The organism is Aeromonas sp. s13 (assembly GCF_040907905.1).
Taxonomy (GTDB): domain Bacteria; phylum Pseudomonadota; class Gammaproteobacteria; order Enterobacterales; family Aeromonadaceae; genus Aeromonas; species Aeromonas veronii.
The window spans coordinates 15,140-35,113 of the sequence record NZ_JBFOCS010000077.1 but is presented as its reverse complement, the minus strand read 5'-3'; the positions used below and the strand labels follow the sequence as shown (position 1 = coordinate 35,113).

The following is a 19,974-nucleotide window of genomic DNA, read 5'->3' as shown; positions in this document are numbered from 1 at the left end:
CTGACACAGCCCAACCCCCATGCAAAGAGATGATCGACAGGGGCTCAGGGGGCAAACGGCCTCTGACCACCCTCCCCTTGTTTTGTGTCCTTGTATTGTCTCTTGCCCTCGCGGTGACCACTCGCACCGGTATCATTCTCTTCTCAATGTCCTTTGCTCGGTCTGGATAATAAATTTCGCCCGCTGCCAAAATATATTTTCTGGCACAACAAGGGTTGTCTCTCTTTATTATTTTCTCCCCACCATCCGCAGCAAGGTATTATCTTTATCCAGCAGATGATGTTTCAACGCCCCGACAATGTGCACCAACAAAAATGCCAGCATGACATATGGCAAATATATATGAGCTGTGTGAGCAATATCCCGAACGGATTCACTGAATGGAATCACATTGGCCGGATCATGGATATCTGGATTCATCGGGATAATAGACCAGCCAAATATCGCGACACCTCGGCCAGCCGCTGCGGAATAACAGAGACCGGACACTGGAATAAGCAGCGTTGAAATCAGCAAACCCCAGTGGATCGCCCTGGCTGCCAATGCCTCGTAAACAGGATATTGACGCACAGGCTCAGGCCACCCTTTAACAAGGCGGAGAATGGCGCGGGGCAGGATCAAGATCAGTACAATCACACCCAGGGATTTATGCAGGGCATAGAGATCCCATATTTCAAATTTCACCATCAGATAACCTACAAGGGTCAGGCCAATCATCAGCAAGGCAACCGACCAGTGCAGCAAACGGGTCGTCAAACTTAAGTGGGTTGAGGGATTCATAAGCTACTCCAAACAGGGGGCGAGTGAACGCTGGTCAAGATGGTGGCGCCGTGAATATCAGCAGCACCTGAGATATCAACGGCATCGAGGCAAGCCGCGACTTGGCCAGATGCAGGCAAGCACGAGGGCTTTTATCGGGAGCCATACTGCCTGCCCGGATAAACGGCAGCGTTTCCAATCTTGCTTTTCTGCTGCTGACGCCTCCTGCTTAACGCCCTCCCCCTGTTTCGGGTTAAGATAGCGGCCATTGTTTTATCCCGGCACCGCCGGAGCAGACCACAGGTACGCCATTGAACCGATTTACCTCATCCAGTGCGGCGAACGGCCGCGAGCAGCAGGTCTTTACCGTCACCCGCCTCAACAGCGCCGTGCGCATGATCCTGGAGCAGGATCTGGGGCTGGTGTGGCTGACCGGCGAGCTCTCCAATCTGGCGATGCCAAGCTCCGGCCACTGGTACTTCTCCCTCAAGGACATGTCGGCGCAGGTACGCTGCGCCATGTTCAAGGGCAACAACCGGCGGGTGGCCTTCCGCCCGCAGGATGGCATGCAGGTGCTGGTGCAGGCACGGGTCTCCCTCTATGAGCCGCGCGGCGACTACCAGCTGATCATCGAGTCAATGCAGCCGGCGGGCGACGGCGTATTGGCCCTGCGTTTTGAAGAGCTCAAGCGCCGCCTCGGCGCCGAGGGGCTGTTTGACGAAAGCCGCAAGCGGCCGCTGCCCCGCGAACCACGGGCGGTGGGCCTTATCACCTCAGCCACCGGCGCCGCCCTGCACGATATGCTGACGGTGCTTAAACGGCGCGCGCCGGATCTGCCGGTCTTTATCTACCCGACTCAGGTACAGGGGAGCGCCGCCATCAGCCAGATCGTCGCGGCGATCGCCAAAGCGAACCAGCGCGCTGAGGTGGATGTGCTGATCGTCGGGCGGGGTGGCGGGTCGCTTGAAGATCTCTGGTGCTTCAACGAAGAGGCGGTGGCGCGCGCCATTGCCCACTCCGCCATACCTGTGGTGAGCGCGGTGGGCCACGAGGTGGATGTCACCATCAGCGACTTTGCCGCCGACTTGCGCGCCCCTACCCCGTCGGCCGCCGCCGAGCTTGTGGCGCCGGACAATCAGGCCCGCATCCAGCGCCTCGCCCACCTCAAGCAGCGACTGCTACAGGCGATGAGTCGCCAGCAGACCGCCGCCCGCCACGATTTCATCCTGCTGCAAAAGCGGCTCGACCATCAGGATCCGAAGCGGCGGCTGGAGCAACAATCCCAGCGCCTCGACGAGCTTTCCACCCGTTTGCAAAAGCTATTGCGCCAGCGGCTGCATCAGGGTGAGCGGCGCCTCACCAACCTTGAACTGCGCCTGCAAGGCAAGAGTCCGGAGCGCCTCTTGGCAGCTGGCAAGCGCCGCCACCAGCTGGCCGAGGAGCGGCTCTATGCCCTGATTGCCAAGCGGCAAGACCTTGCTAGTCACCGCCTCGCCATGCTCACCGCCCGCCTCGACGGGGTGAGCCCGCTCGCCACTCTGGGGCGCGGCTACTCCATCACCCGCACTGCGCGCGGAGAAGTGATAAGCCGCGCCGATCAGGTCAGCAACGGCGACCAGCTCGTCACCACCTTGGCACAAGGGAGCCTGCAGGTGCGGGTCGAGGGGATCGTCAAGGACTCTGCGCAGTAGGTCGGCTGCATCAAACCACCAGCCAATCTGCTATTCAGCCCGGCAATCAGCCAAAAACAAAGGCCACCACCGCAAACACGGTGGTGGCCTTTTTCATCTCGGGTGCTGTCGCCTGCTCACCCCTTGGCGCGGCGGGCGACCAGGGTGAACTTGTAATCATCGCTCTTGAAGAAGTTGCGACTGAACTCGAACACGGTGCCATCTTGCAAGAAGCCGCGGGAGACCTTCTCGATAATGGGTTTGGCGGGATCAATACCGAGCGCCTCCACCACCTGCGCCGAAGGGAGCACCGGAATGATCTCCTGCTCGCTGCGGTCGATCACCAGCTGCTTGACCTCTTCGATGTAGTGGTACTTCGAGCCCTGCATCACCGCATAGCTGAGATCGGGGAAGAGAGCGAGCGGCATCCAGGTCTCCTCCAGTGTTACCGCGATCTGGCGAATAAAGCGCACCCGCTTGACGTAATAGACCAGCGCCCCCTCCAGCAGATTGAGCCGCTCGGCCAGCTCGCGGCTCGCCTTGATCACCTCGAAGGCGAGAATGTCGCTGTGGGTCTCGGCCGCCGGATCGGTCACCTTCTCGTAGAGGCTGGTGAGCTGATAGATGTCGTAGTTCACCTTCTCCTGCCGCACGTAGCTGCCGCTGCCCTGAATGCTCTCGATGACGTTGAGTTCGGTCAGCTGCTTGAGGGCCTGGCGCACCGTCACCCGGCTCACCCCGAACTGCTCGCGCAGCTCGGCTTCGGTGGGCAGGGCATCGCCGGGGGCCAGCTCCCCTTGCGCAATCCACTGCTGGATGGTGTCGGCTATCTGGCGATACATGGGTTTTTTCGACACGAAAGGCCACCTCGTCGGCTCTGCGCCATGATACATGGAAGAGGCGTCATTCTACCCCAGTTACCCGGCAGACAAAACGGCTCAGCCTCATTTGACCTAACAAATCACCTTGACCAAACAATACAAAAACAATACAAATAATGAATTGTATGATACCACTCACAAAAATCAGTCGGCCGGTTTGTTAGCATCGCTGTCACTTTCACCATGACGGCTTGCTGGCAAGCCAACCTGACAGAGGATCATCATGAATCTGACCAGTCTTACCGGCCCCCATCTCATCACGCTGCAAACCCGGTTTGCCGATCGGGATGCGGCCATTCATGCCCTGGCTGATCGGCTCGATCAGGCCGGCAAGCTGCACGACAAGGCCGCCTTTCTGGCCGCGGTCATGGCCCGCGAGGCGCAAGGCCCCACCGCCCTTGGCGAAGGGCTGGCAGTGCCCCACGGCAAGTGCGATGCGGTGCGCGAAGCGGCCTTTGCCGTCGCTACCCTGAGCGAGGAGCTGGGCTGGGAGGGGATCGACGGTCCCGAGCCGGTCAACCTGATCTTCATGCTGGCGATCCCGACCGATCAGGCGGGCTCCACCCATATGCAGCTGCTCACCACCCTCACCACCGCCCTGGTGGATGACGATACCCGCGAGGCGGTGCTGGCAGCCCAAAGTGCCGAGCAACTGATGGCGCTGCTCGATGGTGAAGGGGATAGCGGCAAGCAACCAGAAAAAGAAGACAACTTAGATACAAATAAACCCACTGTGGTCTGTGTCACCGCCTGCCCGGCGGGGATCGCCCACACCTATATGGCTGCCGAGTATCTGGAAAAGGCGGGTCGCAAGCTGGGTATTCGGGTACTGGTCGAAAAGCAGGGTGCCAACGGCATCGAGGATCGCCTGCCGCAAGCAGCACTCGATGCTGCGGTGGCCTGCATCTTCGCCGCCGAGGTGGCCATCAAGGAGCAGGAGCGTTTCGCCGGTATCCCCCGGATCGAGACGCCGGTGGCCGAGCCCATCCGCCATGCCGAACGGATCCTCAATGACGCGCTGGAGGCGGCCAAGGCCGGTCGCACCGCCCCGACGCCCAACCCCAGCCAGAGCGATGCGCCGACCGGCAAGAAGGTGAGCCTCAAGACCGAGCTCAAGCAGGCGCTGCTGAGCGGCATCTCCTTTGCCGTGCCGCTGATCGTGGCGGGCGGTACCGTGCTCGCCGTCTCTGTGCTGCTGGCCCAGATCTTCGGCCTGCAACATCTGTTTGATACCGAGAACTCCTGGCTCTGGATGTACCGCAAGCTGGGCGGCGGCATGCTGGGCACCCTGATGGTGCCGGTGCTGGCGGCCTATACCGCTTATTCGCTGGCGGACAAACCGGCGCTGGGCCCGGGCTTTGCGGCAGGTCTTGCTGCTAACATGATTGGCTCCGGTTTTCTCGGCGGTGTGGTCGGTGGTCTTATCGCCGGTTACCTGATGCGCTGGGTCAAGCAGCATGTGCGCCTTAGCCCCAACTTCAACGGCTTTCTCACCTTTTACCTCTATCCGGTGATAGGCACTCTGGTGGCGGGCAGCCTGATGCTGTTTGTCATCGGCCAGCCGGTAGCCTGGCTCAACAACAGCCTCACCGAGTGGCTCAACGGTCTCTCCGGCACCAATGCGCTGGTACTGGGCGCCCTGCTCGGCTTTATGTGCTCGTTTGACCTGGGTGGCCCGGTCAACAAGGCGGCCTACGCCTTCTGCCTCGGCGCCATGGCCAACGGCGTCTACGGCCCCTACGCCATCTTCGGCGCGGTCAAGATGGTCTCGGCCTTTACCGTCACCTTCTCCACCCTGCTGGCGCCGCGCCTGTTCCAGACCTTCGAGATCGAGACCGGCAAGTCCACCTGGCTGCTGGGGCTGGCAGGGATCACCGAGGGCGCCATTCCGATGGCCATCGAAGATCCAATCCGGGTGATCGGCTCCTTCCTCGCAGGCTCGGTGGTCACCGGCGCCATGGTGGGTGCCATGGGGATTGGTCTCTCCACCCCGGGGGCCGGCATCTTCTCCCTGTTCCTACTCCACGATGGTGGCCACGGTGCCCTGACGGCTGCCGCCGTCTGGCTCGGTGCGGCGCTGGTGGGCACCTTGATCTCTACTGTGGTGCTGATCGGCTGGCGCCGTCACGCCATGCAGCGCGGCACCTATCAGGTGGTCGCAGCAGAGTAAGGCTCATCTTCACAACCGGTTTTTCAACAGACTATTTTTCCCCACGGCAGGCAAAGGCCGCCGTGCGTCAGCAAAGGATCATTGTCATGACAGTTTCACGAGTTCACATCACGCCGCACATGCACTGGGATCGGGAGTGGTACTTCACCACCGAGGAGTCCCGCATTCTGCTGGTCAACAACATGGCGGAGATCCTGGCGCGGCTTGAATCCGACCCCGACTACAAGTTCTATGTGCTCGACGGCCAGACCGCGGTGCTGGAGGATTACTGCGCCATCCAGCCCGAGAACAAGACCCGGGTGAAGGCGCTGGTGGAAGCGGGCAAGCTCATCATCGGCCCCTGGTACACCCAGACCGACACCATGCAGGTGAGCGGCGAGTCCATCCTGCGCAACCTGCTCTACGGGATGCGCGATTGCCTTAGCCTTGGCGAGCCGATGAAGATCGGTTACCTACCCGACTCGTTCGGCATGTCCTCCCAGCTGCCCCACATCTTCAATGGCTTCGGGATCGATCGGGCCATGTTCTGGCGCGGCTGCTCCGAGCGTCACGGCACCGACAAGACCGAGTTCCTCTGGCAGAGCAACGATGGCAGCGAGGTGACCGCCCAGGTGCTGCCGCTCGGCTACGCCATCGGCAAGTACCTGCCAGAAGATGAGGCAGGTCTGCGCAAGCGGCTCGAATCCTACTTCGAGGTGCTGGAGAAGGCCTCGGTCACCCAGGATATCCTGCTGCCCAACGGCCACGACCAGATGCCGCTGCAACAGAACATCTTCGCCATTATCGACAAGCTGCGGGAAATCTACCCCCAGCGTGAATTCCACATGAGCCGCTTCGAGCAGGTCTTCGAGCGCATCGAGGCGTGCCGCGACCAGCTGGCCACCCTCAAGGGGGAGTTCAACGACGGCAAATACATGCGGGTACACCGCACCATCTCCTCCACCCGGATGGACATCAAGCTGGCCCATGCCGCCATCGAGAACAAGATCGTCAACATCCTCGAGCCGCTGGCGAGCATCGCCTGGGCGCTCGGCTTTGAGTACCACCATGGGCTTTTAGAGAAGATGTGGAAGGAGATCATGAAGAACCACGCCCATGACAGCATCGGCTGCTGCTGCAGCGACAAGGTGCATCAGGAGGTGATGACCCGCTTCATTCTGGCCGACGACATGGCCGAGAACCTGATCCGCTTCTACATGCGCAAGATTGTCGACAACATGCCGGTGGAGCTCTGTGAAGACGGGGTACAGGTAGCTGACAAGCTCTGCCTGTTCAACCTGATGCCCTTCCCCCGTCAGGAGGTGATCAACACCAGCATCCGCATTCGCGCCCAATCCTTTGCCCTGCGCGATGAGGCGGGCCAGCCGGTCCCCTACTTTATCCGCGCCAGACGCGAGATTGACCCGGGACTGGTGGACAGACAGATCGTGCACTATGGCAACTACGACCCCTTTATGGAGTACGACATCCAACTCTGCCATCCCCTGCCGGCCATGGGTTACTGCACTCTCCATATCGAAGGCAACCAGCCGGGACTGGAGCAACCGGTGACGGCCAGCGGCGATCTGCTGGAGAACGATTTTTATCGCATCGCCCTCAATGACAACGGCACCCTGCAGATCCTGGACAAGCTGCGCGGCACCACCTTTGATCAGGTGCTCACGCTGGAAGAGGGCTCCGATGATGGCGACGAGTATGACTACTCGCCGTCGCGGGACGAGTGGTTGCGCTACTCCACCGAGTTTGCGGTGACCCGCGAGGTCACCCATCAGGCGTGGCAGAGCATCGCTACGCTCAAACTGCGTATGGCATTGCCTGCCAACCTCGCCGAGCGCACCAACCGCCAGTGCAGCGGCCATCTCGATGTCACCTGCCGCATCACGCTTGCGCACCAGAGCCCACGGATCGACATCGAGCTGGAGCTCGACAATCAGGCTGATGACCACCGGGTGCGGGTGCTGATCCCCACCCCGTTCCCGAGCGACACCGTGGTCTCTGACAACCAGTTTGGCTGCATCACTCGCCCCACCCGCGACAGCGCCATGGCCGACTGGGAAGCGGAGGGGTGGAAAGAGGCTCCCATTCCGGTCTGGCAGCTGATGAACTTCGTCGCCCTGCAAGATGGCAAGCAGGGGCTGGCGGTGCTGAGCGATGGTCTGCGCGAGTTTGAAGTGATTGGCGAGCAGTGTGACACCCTGGCACTCACCCTGCTGCGCGGGGTCGGCGTACTCGGTAAAGAGGAGCTGCTGCTGCGCCCGGGTCGCCCCTCCGGCATCAAGCTGCCCACCCCGGACTCCCAGGTGCGTGGCAAACTCAGCTGCCGTTTCAGCCTGCTGGCGTTTGCTGGCGATCACATCAGCGCCAACGTGATGCAGGCGGCGCGCAGCTACCTCACCCCGGTGCGCTGCTACAACAAGATCCCGTTCGATGCCATGAAGCTCAACAAGGCAAGCTTCACTACCCCGCTCCACTTCAGTCTGCTCTCCATGGATCCCTCTGGTCCGGTGCTGAGCGCCCTGAAAAAGGCAGAGGATGAAGAGGCGCTGGTGATCCGGGTCTACAACCCGAGCGAGCAGGCTGTGCTGAAGGGTGGCAAAGTGAGCTGCGAACACGCCCTGAACGACTGGCAAGCGGTGCGGATGGACGAACAGCCCCTGCCCCTTGCGTTAGCCGCTGGCGAGTTTGGTGAGCTGGCGCCGTGCCACTCTCGCAGCGTGCGCTTTCGGGTGGCTCGCGGCTAACCGCCGGTAACACCCACAGGTAGCAGCAGGCGGGGAAGAGTCATCCCCGCCTGTTTATCCCTTCAAGCTGGCCTGCCCCGCTTGATAAAGACATAAAAAAATCCCCGCCAATTGGCGGGGATTTTTATTGGGCTCTGCTTCATCCCGCGAGCGGGAGAGCACACTTAGCTGGGCTTGCGCAGAATCTGCTCAAGGTAGTCGGCGAAGCGGTGACCGTGATGCTCCAGCAGTTTCGGGAACATGGAGATGGAGGTCATGCCCGGGAAGGTGTTGATTTCATTCAGCAGGATCTCCCCCTCCTCGGTCAGGAAGAAGTCGATGCGGGAGAGGTGGGTCAGTTTCAGCTGACGGAACGCCTTGAGGGCATACTCGTGAATAGCTTCAGCCTGCGCCTGGGTCAGCCCCTCGGCACGCAGTGCGGTCTCGGTGTGGCTGGCGCTGCTGTACTTCTCTTCATAGGTGTAAAACTTATCCTGCGGCACGCAGATCTCGCCCGGATAAGTCGCCACCAGCTCGTCACCATACTGGTAAACCGCCACTTCCAGCTCGCGCGGCTTGACCGCCTTCTCAATCAGTACCTGTTCGGAGTAACCAAAGGCATCGGCAATGCCTTTTACCAGGTCCGCTTCGTTGCTGGCGGAGTAGCAGCCAACGGAAGAGCCCTGGGAGGCCGCCTTGATAAAGACCTTGCCCCACTTGGCCAGCGCGGCTTTGGCCTCGGCCAGCGCCGCCTCATTTTGCTCGGTCAGGAACAGGTACGGGGTGTTGGGAATGCCGATGGCGGAGAGCCACAGCTTGGTGCTGATCTTGTTGAAGCAGATCTTGCTCGCCTCGGCATCGCAACCGAGATAAGGCAATCCGGCCAGCTCGAGGAAGGATTGCAGATCGCCGGTCTCACCCGGGTAGCCGTGGATGCAGGGCACCACGTAATCCACCGGACGGGCCACGCTGTCAAACGAAAGCAGCTTGTCGAGCCCCAGCTTGCACTCGCGGCCATCGGCACTGAGCCAGCGATCGGCGAACATCTCGACGCGGGTCACTTCGACACCAGGCAGAAGGCCCAGTTGTTGCTCGAGGAAATTGGCGCTGCGCAGAGAAACTTCGTGCTCGGAGCCACCGCCGCCGCACAGCAGCAAGACATGCATGTTCTTCATTAGATGTGATCCCTTGGGAGAAGCGGCCTCGTCATGACCATTTGATAAGCCAACCACCATAAAAACCGGACGAAGCCAGATACGAACATAAGTGCGCGCCAGTGTAGCAAGGGAGATCAACCCTTGTCAGCTGATGGGAGACCCATGACCCCACTTCTTGCAGTGAAAAGTCTCCCCTGTGTCAAAATCGGGACACATTGCCACTCAGCGCGGGGGATCGACCCTTCCCATGCCGTTGCCATTGACCCGAAACCAGCCGGCAATACTGTAGCGCTCCTGATTGGCAGGCAGTACCTCGTGGGGAAACTCCTCGGAGAGAAACATGACCAGCCGCCCCCCCTTGGGGCTGACATCCATCAGAAACTGCTCCTTGTCGTCATACATGCGTAGCACTCCACCCGCTTCGGGCAGCCAGTCGTTGTTGAGGTAAAACACGGTGGTAAGACGGCGGTTGGAGCGACCGGCAAAGGCATCCCGATGGGTGGCGTAAAAATCCCCGCTGCGATAGCGGGCGAAGTGGGCCTCGTAGTCGAACAATCCCAGCATCAGCATCCGGTTGGCGGCAAGACGCAGGGACTCCATCCGGGCGAGGTAGTCAGCCACCGGCGCACCGAGGGAGGGCTCCAGCCAGTGGATCTGGTCACGGCGAATATCGGGATTGCCCTGGTGCAGGGCGTCACGGCCGATCCCGGCCGGTTGCCATTCGCCTGGCAAACAGGCTTTGAGGACATCCACCTCGGCGGCGGTCAAAAAATCATCCACTATCACCCATCCCCGGGTGTAAATGGCATCCATGGCAGCTTGATAGTCCAAGATTGGCTCACAATGAGTGGAAAGAGGGCGCTTTGTAGCGACTTACCGGCAAAGTCACAAACCGGTTTGCTTCTCTTGAGAAGTCCCAACATCAATACGCGAGTTGCTGCCCGCCTCCCCGCATTTTTGTCGCCAGTTGTGATCCCGCCCTGCCAAAGAGCGTATTGGCTGTCGAAACTGTGATGGCCCTTGCAATCGGGACGAGGAGGCGCCGCGGCCTCCTTGCGGTGCCAAGAGCCAGCCGATACCGTATCCGCATCGCCATGTTCTGTTCATCCGGCGCTTGTCTCTGTCACCGACCGAACTACTCACGGCACAACCCGCGCATCACCCACGAAAGGATCTTCTCATGCCTCTGCCCGATCTCACTTTGCAACGACTGGATGGTACCCCCTACCCGCTGACTCAACTGGCGGGCAAGGTGGTGCTGGTGGTCAATGTGGCCAGTCGCTGCGGCTTTACTCCCCAATATGAAGGGCTGGAAACGCTCTATCGGGAGCTCGGCCCCAAGGGGCTGGTGATTTTGGGCTTCCCTTGCAACCAGTTCGGCAATCAGGAGCCGGGGGATGCGGACGAGATCGCCCGCTTCTGCTCCCTCGACTATCCGGTCAGCTTCCCCATCATGGCCAAGTGCGATGTCAACGGTGAGCATGCCCACCCCTTCTACCAGTGGCTCAAGCAACAGAAACCGGGCTTTCTTGGGCTGGAAAACGTCAAATGGAACTTCACCAAGTTCCTGATCGACCGCGATGGCAACGTGGTGGAGCGCTTTGCCCCCCAGGCCAAACCGGAGAGTCTGGCCGAGCAGATCCGCGAGATGCTCTGATGCTCCCGCACCGTTTTACGCCACTGCGTTGAACGATTGTATGGCGGCCGGTGCGACAGCTACTGCGCAGCGGCCGCTCTTTTGCTATATTACGGCCCCACTATCTTTTCCATATCGTGGCTGGCCCCAACATGCTGGCTGCCCGTTGAGCCAAAGGCTCATCTCAGGAGTTTCTCTCGAACATGTCATTCAACGAACTGGGTCTGTCTCCGCATATTCTGCGGGCCGTCAAGGAGCTGGGTTACGAACAGCCAACCCCCATCCAGCAGCAAGCGATTCCGGCCATTCTGGCCGGTCAGGATGTGCTCGGCGGCGCTCAGACAGGCACAGGCAAAACGGCCGGTTTCACCCTGCCGATGTTGCAGCGTCTGCTGGCCAACCACGGTCGTGGCCGTCGTCAGGTGCGCGCACTGGTACTGACCCCGACCCGCGAACTGGCGGCACAGGTGGGCGAGAGCATCATCAAGTATGCCCACCACCTGCCGTTCAAGACTCTGATCGCCTATGGCGGTGTCAGCATCAAGCCCAATCTGGACGCCATCAAGCTGGGGGTAGACATTCTGGTCGCCACCCCGGGCCGTCTGCTGGATCTGCTGACCCAGGGCGCCCTGACCCTGAGCCAGCTGGAAGTGCTGGTGCTGGATGAAGCGGATCGCATGCTCGACATGGGCTTTATCGTCGACATCCGCCGTATCATGAAGGCGCTGCCTGCAGAGCGGCAGACATTGCTTTTCTCTGCCACCTTCTCAAGCGACATCAAGGCGCTGGCGGATGATCTGCTCAATGATCCCACCCTGATCGAGGTAGACCCCAGCAACACCGCCGCCGAACAGGTGACCCAACGCATCATTCAGGTGGATCGGGAACGCCGCCGCGAGCTGCTCTCCCACATGATTGGCCGTGGCAACTGGCAGCGGGTGCTGGTGTTTGTTCGCACCAAGCAGATCGCCGATCGCCTCGCCCAGCAGATGCAAAAAGATGGTCTCAATACCGTGGCGATCCACGGTGACAAGAGCCAGGGTGCCCGCAACCGGGCGCTGGCCGATTTTCGCAGTGGCGAGGTGCGGGTGCTGGTAGCGACCGATATCGCCGCCCGCGGTCTGGACATCGATCAACTGCCCTACGTGATCAACTTCGAACTGCCCCAGATGGCGGAAGATTACATCCACCGTATCGGCCGTACCGGCCGCGCCGGTCGTGGCGGCGAGGCCATCTCGCTGGTCAGCCAGGACGAGCTGGGTCAGCTCAAGGCGATCGAAGCCCTGATCGGCCAATCCCTGTCCGTAGAGATCCTGGAAGGGTATGAGCCAAGCGGCAAGCCGAGTCGCCAGACTCTGCCGGGCAGCAAGCCGGTGCAGAACCCGCCTCGGTCTCGCGGTCATGCCAACGCCAAGAGCAGCAATGCCAAGGGCAAGCCAGCCGCGGGCAAGGGCAAAGCCAAGGGTGATGCAGCCAAGAAACCCGCCCCGGCCCGCAAGCGGGAAGTGGTGGGCGAGGATATCGGCTTTGCGCCAATGCGCCGCTTGCCCAAAGCAATGCGCGACAGCTATCAGGAGAGCAGCGACGAGTAAGCTCGCGCGACGCTAACTGCCAAGCCAAAAGAGGGAGCCTGCAAGGCTCCCTCTTTCGTTATGGATCGCACGGAGTCGTGCAAATGCTCCACTCGGGCTCAAACCAGCGAATGGCGCACCGCGGCGGTACCATGGCTGGGCGGCGCTGAACCATCGAGCGGATTGTGCTGCAAGAACTCGAACAAGCCAGCCTGCATATTGACGTTCCAGAAGCGTCCGGCGAGGGTGAGTTGCAACCGTGCATTCTCGATCTCGGCCAGCCCGTGCTGCTGCCAGGCGGCAAAAAGCGGCATCAGATGGGTCAGCAAAGGCGCTGGCAGACGATCCAGCGCCAGCACGCCACTGTCGAGGGCGCCACGCAGCAGACCGTCCATCCTTGCATTGGGATTGCGCCCCATCACCATCCCGGGCGCCCGCTTGCCACTGGCCAGCGCATCGTGCCAGGGGGCCAGATCCCGTCCATACATCAAGCCATGGCCAAGAATGCTGCCCCCAGCACCGGCACCAAAGGGGAGGATCTCCGCACCGCGCTTGGCCATCTGGTTATAACGACTCTGCTCGGCCGGACTACGCCGCCAGTGGCTGCAAGAGAGACGCTCCCAGCCGTGAGCTTCCAGTTGCGCCCCGCCATAGGCATACATGGCCGCCCGCTGCTGGCCATCGGCGAGCCAATCCAGGGTGCCCTTCTCCTGCGCCCGCTCCAGATTGGTGCCCTGCATGGCGATGAGCTGGTAGAGATCGACCCCGTGTACGCCGCTCGCCATCACATCGCGGATATCCTGCTGCCATACGACATCATCCTGACCGGGCAGACCAAAGATGAGATCCGCCACGATCACAGCCGCATCATCCCGGGTCAGCTCACCCAGACGGGTCAGCAGCGTCTCCCTGTCATCGAAACGGGCCGCCTGCTGACGCACCCGGGTATCAAAGCTCTGCACCCCGAAGGAGAAGCGGTTGAAGCCCCCCGCCAACGCCACCTGCCATTTCTCATCATCAAAGCCGTTGAGGCGTCCCTCCAGCGTCACCTCGGCATCGGCCGCCAGCGGAAAACGGCGGATCACGGCGGCCAGCATGGCCAGCTCGTCGGCGCTCATGTCGGTCGGCGTACCGCCCCCCACATAGACGGCTGAAAACTGCATGCTCTGCGCCAGCGGGGTATCAGCCGCCTGCGCAAGGGAGGCGCACAAGGCGTTGACATAGCGGTTGATCCGCGCCGGGTTGGCGCCATTTTCAAAGAAATTGCAGAAGCTGCAGCGCTTGCGGCAAAACGGAATGTGGATGTAGAGGGCGCGCTCCTCAGCTTCACTCTCTCGCTGCCACCAGCTCTGCCAGCCAGCCTCATCCAACTGGAAGGGGCGCATCCCTCCCCGACTGGCGTGAGCCGAGGTCTTGGCGCTAAAAGCAAACTTGAGGGGATCCGGCGTGGCAATGCCGGTCATGGAAGGGGTCAGATTCATGATGGTCACTATTATCAGCAAATAATGACAATGATAACGATTATCGTTACTTGCAATTTGTTCTGGATCAACCCGAGGAGCAGCCCCCCTCCCGAAAGGCATTTTGGCAACCTGCATTACCGATCTGCTTAACAGATTATTTACTCAAGAGTGGTTATCGTGTGCCGATAGAGAACCATCTCCCGCCGTTTCTTCGTCTACGATCAAGATGATACGGGATCACATAACAACACCAAGCGCATGGAACTTGCCCAAAATGCATAACCTCTCCTTGAACTGGAAAATATTCCTCCCTCTTGCGCTGGTCATCAGCACCACCTTTGGCCTCTGCTTCGAACTCTCTGCCTGGCTGCAACGGGATCTCGCCATCCGGCTGGCTGAGGAGAAAGTTGAGAGCATGGCCAACACCTATATGGATCAGGTGAACGTGCTGATGATGACAGGTGGCATGGCCAACCGGCAGATAGTGCAGACCAAACTCAAGAGTGAAGCGGGCATCGTTGAAGCCCGTCTGGTACGCGCCCCCGCCGTCAGCAACCTGTTTGGCCCGGGTCACCCGGATCAGAAAGCGCAGGATCCCCTCGATGAGCGAGCCATCAATCAGGGCGAAGCCATTCTGGAGCAGCAGGGCAACCGGCTCACCCTGATCAAACCGTTCAAAGCCTACAAGGAGTATCGCGGTACCCAGTGCCTCACCTGTCATCAGGTCAATGAGGGGACCGTGATGGGGGCAGTGCGGATCAGTTATGACCTCAGCCACACTTTCGGCGAGATCCGCCACAACAACCTGATCCTGAGCGGCAGCCTGGCCGCCGTCTTCGGCCTCGGCTTCGGTTTGCTCTGGTGGGTATTGCAACACTACGTGAAACACCCACTGCGCCAGCTGCAGCTCACCATGATCCGGATGGCCAAAGAACGCGACCTCGCCCTCCCCCTGGTCAATGACAGCCGGGATGAACTGGGCCAGATGACCCGCGCCGTCAATGATATGGTGCAGGGATTCCGCCACAGCCTGCAGGAGGTGGAAGGGGCAACCCACCAGCTCTATCAGGAATCAAACCAGATCCGTCAGGTGGCGACCCAGACCGAAAACTCGGCCCGCCAGCAAGAGGGGATGACCACCCAGGTCGCCGCCGCCGTGAGCGAGCTGGCCGCCAGCTCTCATGAAGTGCGCGAACATGCCCGCCATAGCGCCGAGCTCTCGGCCCTCACCAATCAGGATGCCGCCGACACCAGCCGCCTCGCCCAGCACTCCATCACCGATATGGGCGAGATGTCGGCAGAGATCGATCGGGTGGATCAGGTGATCCAGCAACTCGACAGCCGCTGTCTTGCGGTTGACGGTGTGCTCGAGGTGATCAAGGGGATTGCCGATCAGACCAACCTGCTGGCCCTCAACGCTGCCATTGAAGCGGCGCGGGCAGGTGAGCAAGGCCGTGGCTTTGCGGTAGTAGCCGATGAAGTGCGGGCCCTCTCCAACCGCAGCCGCGCCGCCAGCGAAGAGATCTCCCAGATGATCGCCGCCCTGCAAAATGAGGCCCAGAGCGCAGTTACGGTGATCGGGGATGCAAAAAGCAAAGCCGATGAGAGCATCAGCAAGACCGAAGCGACCCTGGCAGCCATGCAGAACATCATCGAGCGCATCGCCCGTATCAACGACCTCAACGCCCAGATGGCCCAGTCGGCCGAAGAGCAGGACAGGGTCTGCCATGAGGTAGACAGTTCGGTAAGCGATATTCGCAACACCTCCAACGATACCCTGGGTCAGGCGCACGCCGCCAACCTCGCCAGCATTCAGTTGGTGGAGCAGTGTCAGAAACTGGAGGCGCTGCTGAAAACCTACCGTTGGTAATCCGCTTCACATATGAAAAAGCGCGACCCGAGGGTCGCGCTTTTGCTTTATGGATTCGATTTGGCCGAATGGCATCGTTGCTGTTCCAGCGGCGCGTTGACGATTAACAGCGCCGCCGGGATGACTTTAGCGGGCGTTGCGGGTTGCGACTGCATCCGCCAGGTTGCGCAGCAACACTTCGGTATCAGCCCAACCGATGCAGGCATCGGTGATGCTCTGGCCGACGGTGAGTTCACACCCTTCCACCAGATCCTGACGGCCTTCCACCAAATGGCTCTCCACCATTACCCCAAACACCGCCTTGCTACCGGCACGCAGTTGGCTGGCCACATCCTCAGCCACCACCATCTGGTTCTTGAACTGCTTGCTGCTGTTGGCATGACTAAAGTCGATCATCACCTTCTGTGGCAGACCGGCCTTCTCCAGCCCCTTCACCACCTCATCAACATGAGCCGCGCTGTAGTTCGGCTCACGACCACCACGCAGAATGATGTGACAGTCCGGGTTGCCGCGGGTCGCCACGATGGCGGAGTGACCGTATTTGGTGACCGACAGGAAGTGGTGCGGCGCACTGGCAGCGCCAATGGCATCGATGGCAACCTTGATGGTGCCGTCAGTACCGTTCTTGAAGCCCACCGGACAGGAGAGGCCGGAGGCCAGCTCGCGGTGTACCTGGGATTCGGTAGTACGGGCACCGATCGCGCCCCAGCTCATCAGATCCGCCACATATTGCGGGGTGATCATGTCGAGGAACTCGGAGGCAGTTGGCAGCCCCATGTCGTTGAGATCCAGCAACAGCTTGCGACCAATGCGCAGACCATCGTTGATCTTGCAGCTGTTGTCGAGGTACGGATCGTTGATCAGCCCCTTCCAGCCCACTGTGGTACGCGGTTTTTCGAAGTAGACCCGCATCACGATCTCCAGCTGACCTTTCAGCTCGTCGCGCAACGCCTTGAGGCGCTTGCCATACTCCAGCGCGGCAACCGGATCATGGATGGAGCAAGGACCAATCACCACCAGCAGACGATCATCTTCGCCGGCCAGGATATTGTGAATGGCCTGACGGGATTCAAAAACGGTGGACGAGGCCACCTCGGTAGCCGGAAACTTCTCAAGCACCGCAACCGGGGGTAATAACTCTTTGATTTCACTGATACGAACGTCGTCGGTTTGATGCTGCATGACAAGGCTTCCTGCTAGATGACTGCGATTAGGAAATCTCAACATAGCCCGCGACAGCCCATGTGTAAATAGGAAATTACAGCAATCACAAAACTATTTTGCGGAGCAATCTTGCAAGTTATTGAAATGATGCTAAGCGAAATGGAAGTGCGGATGAGGAGGGCAAAAAGGCCCGCTCAGCGCGGGCCCGAAGCGTCGGTGATGACGGGTTTGTCAGTGATCAGCCACGCTGGCTGATACTGGCCAGCTTGTCGAAGTAATCCGGGAAGGTCTTCGAGGTGCACTTGGGATCATTGATGGTGACCGGGGTATCCGACAGCGCCACCAGCGAGAAGCACATGGCGATACGGTGATCGTTGTAGGTATCGATCTCGGCATGCTTGAGCTGGGTCGGCGGGGTCACTGTGATAAAGTCATGCCCCTCCTCCACTTCGACGCCCAGCTTGCGCAGCTCGGTCGCCATGGCGTGCAGACGATCGGTCTCTTTCACCCGCCAGTTGTAGATATTGCGAATGGAGGTCGGCCCCTCGGCAAACAGCGCGGCAACCGCGATGGTCATGGCCGCATCGGGAATATGGTTCATGTCCATATCCACTCCGTGCAGCGGCGCCTGCTCCGCCTCGATGAAATCATCACCCCAGGTGATGCGCGCGCCCATCTTCTCCAGCACATCGGCGAAGTGAATATCACCCTGAATGCTGTGCTTGCCGATACCGGTGACCCGTACCTTGCCCTTGATGGCACCCGCCGCGAGGAAGTAGGAGGCGCTGGAGGCATCCCCTTCCACCAGAAAGTCACCCGGGCTGATGTAGGTCTGGTTGCCCTTGATGTAGAACAGCTTGTAGTTGTCGTGCTCGATGACCACCCCGAACTGCTTCATGATGTGCAGAGTGATGTCGATGTAAGGCTTGGAGACCAGCTCTCCCTTGATGTGGATCCGGGTATCACCGGCCGCCATCGGCGCCGCCATCAAAAATGCGGTCAGGAACTGGCTGGAAACAGAACCATCGACATGGACGTCGCCGCCCCACAGCCCCTTGGCGTCCACCACCAGCGGCGGATAACCATCGTGTTTGAGGTACTGGATATGGGCACCCGCTTCACGCAGGGCATCCACCAGATGGCCAATGGGACGCTCTTCCATGCGTGGCTCGCCGCCCAGGGTATATTCACCGGAGCCCAAGCAGAGCGCGGCGCACAGCGGTCGCATGGCAGTACCGGCGTTGCCAAGGAACAGATTGACCGGCTCTTTCACCGCAAAGCTGCGACCCAGACCCTGCACGGTGCACTCGGTCTTGTCGGCGGAGAGCTTGTACTTGACCCCGAGCTGGGTCAGCGCAGCCAGCATGTGACGAATGTCATCGCTGTCGAGCAGGTTGGTCAGACGGGTGGTGCCACGAGCCAGCGCCGCCAGCAGCAGCGCACGGTTAGAGACACTCTTGGAGCCGGGCAGATTGACCTCACCGGCCACACGAGAAATGGGTTCCAAACGCAACGAATTCATAGACTTCCTGTGCTATCTCAAAAATAAACGCCTGTCCGGACGTTAACAGCCTGCGTCCCGCTCGGCAAGGGCACTTTCAGGGGAAATCGCACAGCAAACGCCAGCGCGCTGGTTCTGTTGAAAAAAAGACGCCGGGGTATCCCCGGCGTCTTGAATCACTGCAATAGCTGGAAGCGGCTCACGAGTTGTCAAGAGAGGCCGCCAGCAAGCACGTATGTACTCTCTTCTCAGCCGTGGCGTTTGGCAAAGCCATCCATAAAGCTCACCAAGGCCTTCACTCCCTCCAGCGGCATGGCATTGTAGATGCTGGCGCGCATGCCACCGACAATGCGGTGTCCTTTGAGGGCCAGCAGGCCAGCGGCTTCCGATTCGGCCAGGAACTGCTTGTCCAGCTCGGCATTTTTCAGCTGGAACGGGATGTTCATCCGCGAACGGCAGCTGACATTCACCTGATTGCCGTAGAAGCTCGACTGATCGAGATAGTCATAGAGGAAGTCGGCCTTCTCCTTGTTGCGCGCTTCCATCGCCTCGAGGCCACCCTGTTCTTTCAGCCACTCGAACACCAGACCGGCCAGATACCAGGCGTAGGTGGGCGGCGTGTTGAACATGGAGTCGTTCTTGGCAGTCAGCTTGTAGTCGAAAATCGAGGGGACATCGGCTCTCGCCTGATCCAGCAAGTCATCGCGCACGATGGCGATGGCAAGCCCGGACGGCCCGATATTTTTCTGGGCACCAGCATAGATGATGCCAAAGCGGCTCACATCGAGAGGACGGGAGAGAATGGTGGAGGAGAGATCCGCCACCAGCGGCACCTCGCCGGTAGCCGGGATGTCAAACATCTCGATGCCGTCGATGGTTTCGTTCGGACAGTAGTGAACATAAGCCGCATCGGCGCGAAACGCCGGGGTCGGCAGCAGGTGGGAGATCCCCTGCTCGTTCTTGGCAACCCCCTGGAAGGTCTGGATATCGCCATACTTTTTGGCTTCATCCACCGCGCTCTGGGACCAGACACCGGTCAGCAGGAAGTCCGCCTTCTTGTTGGCCCCGCCCAGCAGGTTCATGGGCACGGCGGAGAACTGACCGCGGCCGCCACCGTGCATGAAGAGCACCTTGTAGTTGTCCGGCACCGCCAGCAGCTCGCGCAGATCAGCTTCGGCCTTCTCGGCAACCGCCATGTAGGGCTTGCCGCGATGGGAAAGCTCCATGACCGAGGCTCCCAGCCCCTGAAAATTACAAAATTCGCGCTGGGCGCGCTCCATGACTTCAACCGGCAGCATGGCGGGGCCGGCGCAGAAGTTGTAAATCTGTTTGCTCATGACGCTTTCCGTGAGTGGATGAGAGTAATCGATGACTTGTCAGGTTTTACACAAGAGCAGCCAGCGGATCAAAGG

The 19,974-nt window shown here is 60.2% G+C and carries 14 protein-coding genes; 6 read left to right on the top strand and 8 right to left on the bottom strand.

Annotation, left to right across the window (positions count from 1 at the left end):
* Window positions 1–228: 228 nt before the first annotated feature.
* Window positions 229–780: a cytochrome b gene (locus AB5Y82_RS16995; RefSeq protein ID WP_111900010.1), complete on the bottom strand. Its 552-nt coding sequence runs from the start codon at window positions 778–780 to the stop codon at window positions 229–231.
* 290 nt (window positions 781–1,070) lie between these two features.
* Between AB5Y82_RS16995 and xseA the strand changes: the two genes are divergently transcribed.
* On the top strand, window positions 1,071–2,450 hold the full coding sequence (gene xseA, locus AB5Y82_RS16990; RefSeq protein ID WP_111900011.1) for an exodeoxyribonuclease VII large subunit: 1,380 nt from the start codon (window positions 1,071–1,073) through the stop codon (window positions 2,448–2,450).
* A gap of 116 nt (window positions 2,451–2,566) precedes the next feature.
* Here the strand turns inward: xseA and AB5Y82_RS16985 are convergent, their stop codons facing one another.
* Window positions 2,567–3,286, bottom strand: a complete 720-nt coding sequence (locus tag AB5Y82_RS16985) for a GntR family transcriptional regulator (RefSeq protein ID WP_069553902.1) — start codon at window positions 3,284–3,286, stop codon at window positions 2,567–2,569.
* 247 nt (window positions 3,287–3,533) lie between these two features.
* Between AB5Y82_RS16985 and mngA the strand changes: the two genes are divergently transcribed.
* On the top strand, window positions 3,534–5,480 hold the full coding sequence (gene mngA / locus AB5Y82_RS16980) for a PTS 2-O-a-mannosyl-D-glycerate transporter subunit IIABC (protein WP_111900012.1): 1,947 nt from the start codon (window positions 3,534–3,536) through the stop codon (window positions 5,478–5,480).
* Between the two features lie 86 nt (window positions 5,481–5,566).
* Complete coding sequence (mngB, locus tag AB5Y82_RS16975; protein WP_368174277.1) at window positions 5,567–8,221, top strand: mannosylglycerate hydrolase; 2,655 nt, start codon at window positions 5,567–5,569, stop codon at window positions 8,219–8,221.
* Window positions 8,222–8,385: 164 nt separating this feature from the next.
* Here the strand turns inward: mngB and AB5Y82_RS16970 are convergent, their stop codons facing one another.
* Window positions 8,386–9,375: a D-alanine--D-alanine ligase gene (locus AB5Y82_RS16970; RefSeq protein WP_368174276.1), complete on the bottom strand. Its 990-nt coding sequence runs from the start codon at window positions 9,373–9,375 to the stop codon at window positions 8,386–8,388.
* Between the two features lie 204 nt (window positions 9,376–9,579).
* On the bottom strand, window positions 9,580–10,188 hold the full coding sequence (locus tag AB5Y82_RS16965) for a 2OG-Fe(II) oxygenase (RefSeq protein WP_069553899.1): 609 nt from the start codon (window positions 10,186–10,188) through the stop codon (window positions 9,580–9,582).
* 349 nt (window positions 10,189–10,537) lie between these two features.
* On the opposite strand from AB5Y82_RS16965, the gene AB5Y82_RS16960 reads away from it, so the two are divergent.
* Both AB5Y82_RS16960 and AB5Y82_RS16955 read left to right on the top strand, forming a co-directional pair.
* Window positions 10,538–11,014, top strand: coding sequence for a glutathione peroxidase (locus AB5Y82_RS16960; RefSeq protein ID WP_069527243.1), 477 nt, complete (start codon window positions 10,538–10,540; stop codon window positions 11,012–11,014).
* A gap of 182 nt (window positions 11,015–11,196) precedes the next feature.
* On the top strand, window positions 11,197–12,585 hold the full coding sequence (locus AB5Y82_RS16955) for a DEAD/DEAH box helicase (protein ID WP_111900014.1): 1,389 nt from the start codon (window positions 11,197–11,199) through the stop codon (window positions 12,583–12,585).
* A gap of 98 nt (window positions 12,586–12,683) precedes the next feature.
* On the opposite strand, the gene hutW is transcribed toward AB5Y82_RS16955, so the two are convergent.
* Window positions 12,684–14,045 carry a heme anaerobic degradation radical SAM methyltransferase ChuW/HutW gene (gene hutW / locus AB5Y82_RS16950; protein ID WP_111900015.1) on the bottom strand — a complete coding sequence of 454 codons (1,362 nt, stop codon included), beginning with the start codon at window positions 14,043–14,045 and terminating at the stop codon, window positions 12,684–12,686.
* A 256-nt stretch (window positions 14,046–14,301) separates the two neighbouring features.
* On the opposite strand from hutW, the gene AB5Y82_RS16945 reads away from it, so the two are divergent.
* On the top strand, window positions 14,302–15,897 hold the full coding sequence (locus tag AB5Y82_RS16945; RefSeq protein ID WP_368174275.1) for a methyl-accepting chemotaxis protein: 1,596 nt from the start codon (window positions 14,302–14,304) through the stop codon (window positions 15,895–15,897).
* A 126-nt stretch (window positions 15,898–16,023) separates the two neighbouring features.
* On the opposite strand, the gene aroG is transcribed toward AB5Y82_RS16945, so the two are convergent.
* The 3 genes from aroG to serC form a co-directional block, all read right to left on the bottom strand.
* Window positions 16,024–17,079 carry a 3-deoxy-7-phosphoheptulonate synthase AroG gene (aroG, locus tag AB5Y82_RS16940; protein WP_201950654.1) on the bottom strand — a complete coding sequence of 352 codons (1,056 nt, stop codon included), beginning with the start codon at window positions 17,077–17,079 and terminating at the stop codon, window positions 16,024–16,026.
* A gap of 220 nt (window positions 17,080–17,299) precedes the next feature.
* Window positions 17,300–18,583, bottom strand: coding sequence for a 3-phosphoshikimate 1-carboxyvinyltransferase (gene aroA, locus AB5Y82_RS16935; RefSeq protein WP_005351267.1), 1,284 nt, complete (start codon window positions 18,581–18,583; stop codon window positions 17,300–17,302).
* 227 nt (window positions 18,584–18,810) lie between these two features.
* Window positions 18,811–19,899 carry a 3-phosphoserine/phosphohydroxythreonine transaminase gene (serC, locus tag AB5Y82_RS16930; RefSeq protein WP_323927779.1) on the bottom strand — a complete coding sequence of 363 codons (1,089 nt, stop codon included), beginning with the start codon at window positions 19,897–19,899 and terminating at the stop codon, window positions 18,811–18,813.
* Between the last annotated feature and the right edge of the window lie 75 nt (window positions 19,900–19,974).

What these genes read in the sequence shown, in the direction of transcription:
- AB5Y82_RS16995 (WP_111900010.1), bottom strand. Translation starts at nt 780, where the DNA reads ATGAATCCCTCAACCCACTTAAGTTTGACGACCCGTTTGCTGCACTGG.
- mngA (WP_111900012.1), top strand. Translation starts at nt 3,534, where the DNA reads ATGAATCTGACCAGTCTTACCGGCCCCCATCTCATCACGCTGCAAACC.
- mngB (WP_368174277.1), top strand. Translation starts at nt 5,567, where the DNA reads ATGACAGTTTCACGAGTTCACATCACGCCGCACATGCACTGGGATCGG.
- AB5Y82_RS16970 (WP_368174276.1), bottom strand. Translation starts at nt 9,375, where the DNA reads ATGAAGAACATGCATGTCTTGCTGCTGTGCGGCGGCGGTGGCTCCGAG.
- AB5Y82_RS16960 (WP_069527243.1), top strand. Translation starts at nt 10,538, where the DNA reads ATGCCTCTGCCCGATCTCACTTTGCAACGACTGGATGGTACCCCCTAC.
- AB5Y82_RS16955 (WP_111900014.1), top strand. Translation starts at nt 11,197, where the DNA reads ATGTCATTCAACGAACTGGGTCTGTCTCCGCATATTCTGCGGGCCGTC.
- hutW (WP_111900015.1), bottom strand. Translation starts at nt 14,045, where the DNA reads ATGAATCTGACCCCTTCCATGACCGGCATTGCCACGCCGGATCCCCTC.
- AB5Y82_RS16945 (WP_368174275.1), top strand. Translation starts at nt 14,302, where the DNA reads ATGCATAACCTCTCCTTGAACTGGAAAATATTCCTCCCTCTTGCGCTG.
- aroG (WP_201950654.1), bottom strand. Translation starts at nt 17,079, where the DNA reads ATGCAGCATCAAACCGACGACGTTCGTATCAGTGAAATCAAAGAGTTA.
- aroA (WP_005351267.1), bottom strand. Translation starts at nt 18,583, where the DNA reads ATGAATTCGTTGCGTTTGGAACCCATTTCTCGTGTGGCCGGTGAGGTC.
- serC (WP_323927779.1), bottom strand. Translation starts at nt 19,899, where the DNA reads ATGAGCAAACAGATTTACAACTTCTGCGCCGGCCCCGCCATGCTGCCG.